The sequence below is a fragment of the Pseudomonas sp. PIC25 genome (assembly GCF_002286785.1).
GTDB lineage: Bacteria > Pseudomonadota > Gammaproteobacteria > Pseudomonadales > Pseudomonadaceae > Pseudomonas_M.
This window is the reverse complement of record NZ_MUJY01000054.1, coordinates 1-7,642: the sequence shown is the minus strand read 5'-3', so window position 1 is coordinate 7,642 and position 7,642 is coordinate 1. Positions and strand designations below refer to the sequence as shown.

5 protein-coding genes are annotated in these 7,642 nt (G+C 53.5%); all 5 read right to left on the bottom strand.

The genetic code is table 11. The annotated features are described in order from the left end of the window. Positions 1-100: 100 nt before the first annotated feature. Complete coding sequence (locus BZL41_RS06040; RefSeq protein ID WP_095598452.1) at positions 101-2,896, bottom strand: site-specific DNA-methyltransferase; 2,796 nt, start codon at positions 2,894-2,896, stop codon at positions 101-103. Positions 2,897-2,920: 24 nt separating this feature from the next. Beyond that, positions 2,921-3,529: a hypothetical protein gene (locus tag BZL41_RS27830; RefSeq protein ID WP_143518028.1), complete on the bottom strand. Its 609-nt coding sequence runs from the start codon at positions 3,527-3,529 to the stop codon at positions 2,921-2,923. Next, positions 3,522-4,460, bottom strand: coding sequence for a hypothetical protein (locus BZL41_RS28975; protein WP_256578086.1), 939 nt, complete (start codon positions 4,458-4,460; stop codon positions 3,522-3,524). Before BZL41_RS28975 ends, BZL41_RS27830 begins: the two co-directional genes overlap by 8 nt. Further along, the gene (locus tag BZL41_RS06035) at positions 4,411-6,954 is read right to left on the bottom strand and encodes a BPTD_3080 family restriction endonuclease (protein ID WP_256578085.1); all 2,544 of its coding nucleotides are present in this window, start codon (positions 6,952-6,954) and stop codon (positions 4,411-4,413) included. The genes BZL41_RS28975 and BZL41_RS06035 overlap by 50 nt, the downstream gene beginning before the upstream one ends. A gap of 278 nt (positions 6,955-7,232) precedes the next feature. Continuing rightward, a partial coding sequence (locus BZL41_RS28810; protein WP_218224439.1) for a hypothetical protein occupies positions 7,233-7,642 on the bottom strand: 410 nt, incomplete at its 5' end.

Here is a 7,642-nt window from a genome sequence, read left to right as displayed (position 1 = left end):
TGAATGGTGGCGCGCTCTTCGACGCTGAGTTCGGAATAAGACATAGGGGCAGCACCGTACCGGAAAGGTCAGGTGTTGCACTCAGTTTTTGCGGCCGCCCTCAGTTAACCTTGAATACCTTCATCACTTCATCACCTAGGTGATTGATCACCTTTACGGCAATCCGGCCAGACTTCGGTTTTGGAAACGGACGAGAGGTATCACTCTTGAGTGAAGCCCACGCTTCAGCGTCGATCTCGGCTTTTAGCGTGGTCTTTAGCGAATTGTAGGGATCATTCGCACCCAAGAAGTAGGCATGGCGGACGAAAAAACTTTCTTCGTTGTAATCAGTATCTATGAACCAGCAGGCGATTCCGTCGGCACCGTCGCTGATAACTTCTCCAGTCTGCGGCTTGAACACATCCACTCCGAGTACCTTCACACGTATTTGGCCGTCCTCCTGCGAGATAAGATCGATATCCGGCTCACCAAAAATCACGAAAAGGTTGCCCTTGCCCGTGTTCTTCAGGTCTTCAGCCATGTGCAGGTCCGCGTTCATGCGAGCTTTGAGAACAGGCAACTTGCCGAGCTTGGCGAACTCAGTGGTGTGCGCCTCAAAGTTAAAAGCACAGGCAATAAGCACATCGAAACCCGCGTCTGCAGCTTCACGAGCAGCAGCCACCAGGTCAGCGCGCTGAACGGTTCCAAATTCGGGACCGATGAAGATGGCGGCTCGTTTTTCTGACTCACCTTCCAGGTAACGCCCTTCGGCACATACCAACTCTCCCGGCCAGGGAGTGAGCATGGTAAAGCTGATGCGGTCTTCCTTGTGCGCCTGCTGCACGCCAGCCGTTTTCAGATTCGCTAGAATTAGCTGCGGGAATGATTGCTTCGCCGCATAGTCAGCCCCCAGCTCGGACACATGTAGCTGATCGATCAGCTCGTCATTCTCATCCACGCCCAGAGTGCGGTGCGGACTGAGACTTTCCACCGTGAAGGGGCCCGCCACACGCACGGCCTTCTTGTTTTCATAAGGCTTATCGTAGAGGTACTCGAACGCGGCCTTGGCTGCAATCGACGCATCGATTTCCTTTTGCCGCGAGATTCGTGCCTTCCACCAGTCAGCGTGCAACTTCTTGACCTGTTCCGACCATTCTTTACCCGCATCGCGCGGAACATCCCACTCCTGCCAGGACTTCCTCAACAATCCGTTCAGTTGTGCGCGCAACGGTTCCAGCGTCTGCTGCCACTGCTCCCATATCACGTCGATTTCAGCATTGTTGGCGATGGATTTAAGAGTAATATGCGGCACGCGTTCATAAACGAAACCATGGCGGATATTGCCTTGGGTAGGCTGAGAGCTCGGAGCGGTACGCGTAACTTCAGCCTCCTTTTCTTGGCCTTCACGCGAGTCGGCGAGCAGGTAGTACGGATAGCGCGCCCCCATAATGCGAGCGCGTGCTAGTGCCAAAGCAACACGCGATGTGTCGATGGTGATCCAGCGGCGGCCCCATTGCTCAGCGACCATAGCCGTAGTACCGGAGCCGCAGGTCGGATCAAGAACGAGATCCCCTGGGTCGGTGGCCATCAAGATGCATCGCTCAATTACTTTCGTGGATGTTTGAACAACGTAAACTTTCGGGTCAGCTCTACTAGTGATCCCTCCAGAAACATCTCCCCAGAAATTATCAAGAGACAAAGCCTTGAAATCATCAAAAAATTTACGATACGAAATATTTTCTCCAGTTTTCAAAATTCGATCCGCGCGAATCGCACGTTCGACTCCGACCTTAGAAGTTCGCCACCCCCCAGTGGATGGCTCATAGGACTTGCCTCGAAATACGACGGGAAACACAGTAGTAGCAGAGCCAGATCGAGAAGTAAGTCCTTGATCGCGAAAAAGCCGGGCACCTTCGGGCAGTTTGTCTGGGTCCGCAAGTTCATCGGCCTTTGCTATACGCTCACCAAGGTCAGAAAGACGCATTTTTTTATAGCGCGTCGCACCTTCTTTACCTGCTTCAAGCAACCGATAGAGCGGCCGATATTTCAGCGCCCCCCGCTCCTTACAGTACCAAAGAATATAATTGCAAGTATTATCGATGTACTCAGACCCAAGCCCAACAGATGTTTTGTAACTAATCACACTTACAAAATTTTCTGCACCAAAAACCTCGTCCAACAAGATACGCAAACGGTGAACATTCTCGTCCCCAATCTGTACAAAAATCGATCCTGCACTTGTTAAAAGATCACGCGCCACAGTGAGCCGATCACGCAGATAGGTGAGGTAAGAATGAATGCCATTACTCCAAGTGTCTCGAAACGCCTTAACCTGCTCCGGCTCTCGTGAAATATGCTTTCGATCACCATCCTTCACCTTCGTGCTGGCCGTGCTCCACTGGAAGTTACTATTAAATTTTATGCCATATGGTGGGTCGAAATAGATGCACTGTACTTTGCCCCGCAGGCCCTCTCGCTCCGCAAGGCTAGCCATAACCTGCAGGCTATCACCCAAAATCATGCGGTTGGTCCAGTTCTGGTCGTGCTGGTAAAACTCCGTCTTGTCCGCCCCCTTGGGGATGCCGTTGAAGTCTGAAAACAGGTCAGCCGTGGCCTGCCCAGCATCGTGTTCACGCTCCCGTGTCTCGCGCAGCAGCTCGTCGATCAGCGCCTTGGGATGCACCTTTTCCTGGATGTAGAGCGGCGGCGCATGGACGATGAGGTCACTCCAGTCTTGCTCATCTTTGCCGCGCCATACGAGCTGAGGATCTAGATCGGTGTTACGCAGATAACGAATCTGCGTTGGCGTTGCAGGCTCTTGAACAAAGGATTGCTGCTCGGCGGAAGGTATGTTCTTGCGCTTGGCGTCGTCGTGTTTAATTATTTCGACAGTCGTGGTAGAGGGCTGCTTGGCCATAAACTAACTCGCTTAATGCTATTTTTATTTCACAAAGAGATTGCAGCCAACGTGACCAACCTCGAGAGTTTCGCCGCAAGGGTGGGCGTGTCTCGATAGAAAAGACCACTTAAAGATGTGGTCACTGGTCTTTCCTTGCTGGGAGCACGGAGAGTATTTATCCATTTTCTCACGGACCTCCTTTATCGCTCCAGATATATCCATTTGCCTCACAAAGGAAATGAGTAGACCACGAGTTTCTCTTCCAGTCGAGTATCGATCAATCAGTTGAGATAGTCCTTCTGCATGCCTTTTATAGCCATGGTGAATCTTCGCCTCAGCAAGTTTAATGAACTCTGGAAAGGAGTGATCGGCCATAATCAACAAGTCTACATGACCGTTTGAATGAGCCTCGGGCGTAACAGTCAATCCAGGTATAGAAAGAGCTGAGGCCAGCACACCACTAAGCCCCACCTCATTCAATTTTTTGTAATTTCCGCTCTGTCGCTCAAGGTTTGAAATTGCTTTGCCCAGCACCGCATCAAAGGCCCTATCAAACTCTTCATTCGTTTCTGCTGTCAAAATATCAAGATACTCTGGCGCCTTTCTCTTTATTCTTTCAATAAGCGCAGCAGCGGTGTCGGGATTAGTCATTACCGCCCCCTGCACTCGTGACGCGCTCCCAGCTGACCACAATATCACCCGCCCAGGAATCCCAATCCGCCTGCTGAATGGATTTATCGCGCCACCATTTTTTTAGATTGCCGATAAAAGCCGAAACAGGCACTTCCTCTCCGCCCCTACTTTCCGAACGGAGCTTCATCCGCAGTTGCTTCTCAGAGGAACTTGATAGCATGGAAAGAACACCAAACACTTCCTCATGAGTGCAATTTGCGCTCAGAGCGGCCGCGTCGATGTCAGAGAGATAGAAAACATGATCTTGCTTGCTGGCAAGGACTTCAAATATCGCCCTCCGAATATTGGATAAAAATTCGTCGGAGCTTGTGTCTTTTACGCCCACAACAGATGCGATCAATTTATTGAATTCGCCTTCGATTTTCTGCGAAAAGTCGTGCTGCATCTGAAATACGTCAGTGAACTCAGCAAAGGCCCAGCGTCCATAGCTTCCGAGATAATTCACGCCAGGCACCCAGTAGGTATCCATGGTGGACTTCTTTTCCACCGCGTCCTCGCCGCGATAGCCCTTAATCTCAACAATGAGATTGAGCAGATCTTCAGGGCCGCGGCCATCGTCGACACGGACGATGAAGTCCGGCAGGTATTTGCGCATCTCGGAGCCAAAGCGGTAAGGCACTTCAAAGCCGAGACCGTGGTTCTTCACGTAGGCCCGCACCAGGGGGTGACGCTCGGCGACGCGGCAAAACTCAGCCTCCCAGTCACTATCGAGGACTACCCAATTGATGTGACTGTGCTGAGAGCTAGTTGCCCAACGGCTGGTCTTGGAGGTGTTAAAGCGCACATTCCGGGTTGATCCACTGGGGTTGTACGGATCAAGCAGTGCCTTGATGGGGCGCTCACCGAAAAAGTGCCGAGTAATGGCCGCGGTGATCTTGTTGCAGGCCATATCGGCCAGTTCCTGATACATCAGCAAGGCGGGATAAGTATCGCCTTTGCAGATCCAGCCATTCCTTGGTAATGCGTTTGAGCTGGCCGAAAAGGTGCAGTTTGGGCTCTTCGCCGGGGTCTCGCCACTTGGTATAGAGCAAGTGCTGGGTAAGGTTGAACACCAGGCTAGAGGGGCGCATGTCACCAAGATGCTGGAGCGTTATATCTGCTGACTCGCCGATGATGCCGGCATTTTGTGTTTGCGATGGACCTACTAGCGCGGGCGTAAGCACGAGTTTGGATTCGTCGTTGAAGTCAGCAACTAGCCGTTCCTCAGGCAGCTCGACCCGATAGCCTTCGACACGAGGAAAGACAATCTCCAGCGTATCTCGCTCAGGACGCATTGCTTTGACCTGCACAGATTCGCGCGGTGTGGATGGCGTTGCGATTACGGGTTTAGCTGTGAAGTCGAAGGGGATGCCGAACACATCGGCGTACTCGACGTTGAACAGGCCCTCGTCATTTAGCTCGTAGGATTGACGTCGCAGGGCGCGACCAATGACCTGCTCACACAAAAGCTGAGTGCCAAAAGCACGGATGCCAAGTACGTGAGTGACGGTATTGGCATCCCAGCCCTCCGTAAGCATTGATACCGATACGACGCAACGGATCGAGCCCCCCAACTGTCCGGCCTTACCGACCGTATTCATGACCTCGCGCAGCAGCTCCTGATCCGTAACATTGTCAGCAGCGCGTACGTCTCCGCTGCGTTCAACGATCTCACGGCGGAAACGTTCAATTTCGTCTGCGGCCATGTTGCGAAAGTTATCGTCCAACGCATCCCCGGCTTCGAGCTGTTCGCTGTCGATTAGTAGGGTGTTTGGGCGTGGTAACGGATTGCCGGTGGTTTCGTCGAAGTTGCGGAACAGGGCAAGACGGCCGTTTTCAAGCGTGGTCGTGCCGTCATCATTCTTGCGTTGGAAACCTGAAATGTAGTCGTACACCAGCTTGGAGATAGCGGTGTTCTGGCAAACGACGATAAAGCAGGGGGGGACGCTGATTCCTGCGTCCTGCCATTTGGCGTAGGTCTTCTCGTAGTGCCCGTAGAGGGCTTGCAGGGCCGTCTGCAGCTTCGTCGGAAGCTTGAGCGGATCGAGATCCTGTTTGGAGCCACGCCCCTTCTTGGGCATGTCTTTGCGGATGTTTTCCCACAGGTTGCGAAACATTGGCATCTCGTCGCCAGTGATGTTTTCCGCAACAGGAACGCGCGGCAGCTTGACGATGCCGCATTCGATGGCGTCCATCAGTGAAAAGTCGCTCATCGTCCACGGGAACAAGGTGCCTTCGACATAGCCAGAACCGGCCAGGAAGAACGGCGTGGCCGAGAGGTCGACGACACGGTTGATTCCCAGCTTGCGATTAACCGCTTCCAACCCGGAAATCCAAAGGCGAGCTGCTTCGTTCTCGTCCTTGGCGTGCGCCTTGGCTTCTTTCAGGGCATCCCCCGTAAGCTGATTGCCCTTGTCATCAATGTAGTCGTCATCCGACGCAGGCTTTTCCCGGTAACAGTGATGCGCTTCGTCGTTGATGACCATGATGTTCTTCATGCCCATCAAATCCGACATCACGCGCTGAATCATCTGTCCTTCAGTTTCAAGCGTTTGGGGATCATCACCAGTTCGCCCCTTTAGTAGTTGCCTGCCGCCCTTTGAAATCTCAATACGCTCGCGAAGCTTGAAGGCGTGGTAGTTGGTTATGACAATCTTGGCTCGGGAAATGTCGTCAAGCATGTCACTCGGAACAAGCTCGCGTTCCTTGTAGTAGCTGTCCGGATCGTTGGGCTGCAGTACGCGCAAACGATCCTTGATGGTGAGGCCCGGAGCGCAGAGCAAGAATCCTCGCGTAAAGTTCTTGCTCGCAGGACTACGCACCGCATTGACGGTCTGCCAGGCGATGATCATCGCCATAACCGTGGTTTTGCCGGCACCCGTAGCGAGCTTGAGCGCCAGGCGCATCAATTCAGGGTTGGCGTCCTTGTTGGCAGCCACAAGGTGTTCCAGTAGCTCTTTCCCAGGCTTGGATAAGGGCGCGACTTCTGTAAGCCAAATCGCCGTTTCAACTGCTTCGACCTGGCAAAAGAACGGGCGCACGCCATGAAAATCGTGATGTCGCCAATGCTGGAGCAAGCGTGCCGTTTCGGGGGTAACCTGCCATTGGCTCGCAGGCAGCGCACGCCATGTGTCTACATGGCCACGGACCTTGTTGATGATCGAGGTGGGGTCGTATTGCTGCTTGCCTGTAGAAAGCCCCTTGCCTTCGTCGAAGAGGAAATCTCCCTGCTTCGGAGTCGCTTTCTGTTTCTTGGGCTTTGGAATCGGCGTGATGAACTGCGCTTTGCGCCGGTCCTCAACAATCTTCTGCGTCGGCTGACCGGTCTCGTCTAGCTCCCAGTGACGGCTAGGACGCTGGTATGGAGAATTCAGGATTGGGTGATCGAAAAACGGGTTCGACATAGATAGAAACCTGCGCTCCTTGGTCTTATCGTGCGGCGGAGCAACGTACTGGTTACACGATGCATTCCAACCGTATCGGCACATGCTTGGGATTAAGCCTTCCGCGTCCCATTGCCGAAAAAACAAAGGATAACTGTTTGTGATGCCGAATTGGTGGCGATCTGAATTTGCGCAGCGGACGGCTCCTGTAGCCGAAGCGCAATTAGGCCAATGGCCTATCGCGCCGGGAATCCTCACCCTCGGTGCCATAAATCCTGCTGCTTTCAATCACCTAAAGCCTAAACAATTGCCTCAACTGACCGCGCCTGCACCAGCGACTTGACCGCCTGGAAACACTCCACCAGCGGTTGAGCCATGAGGTCGCCGTCCTGCGGCGCCACCGCTTTGCCCTGCCTAGAGAACAGCTCAATGTCGACTAGCTCAACCTGCTGGACGAGATGATCGATGCCGATATCGCCGCCATCGAGTCGGAGCTTGAGGCTGCACGATCGGCCCCTGCCAAGTAGGCGGTACGCCGGCAACCTAAGCCGACGCCTCTGCCGGCAGAACTGCCGAGTACGCTGATCTATCACGAGCCGAACAACACGCAATGTAAGCGTCTGGCGAACACGCCTCCTCGATCCCTCCTGGCTTCGGCATGGTGTCCACCTGTTTTTGGTGGACACCATTTCAAGCCCCTTGCGGAGGA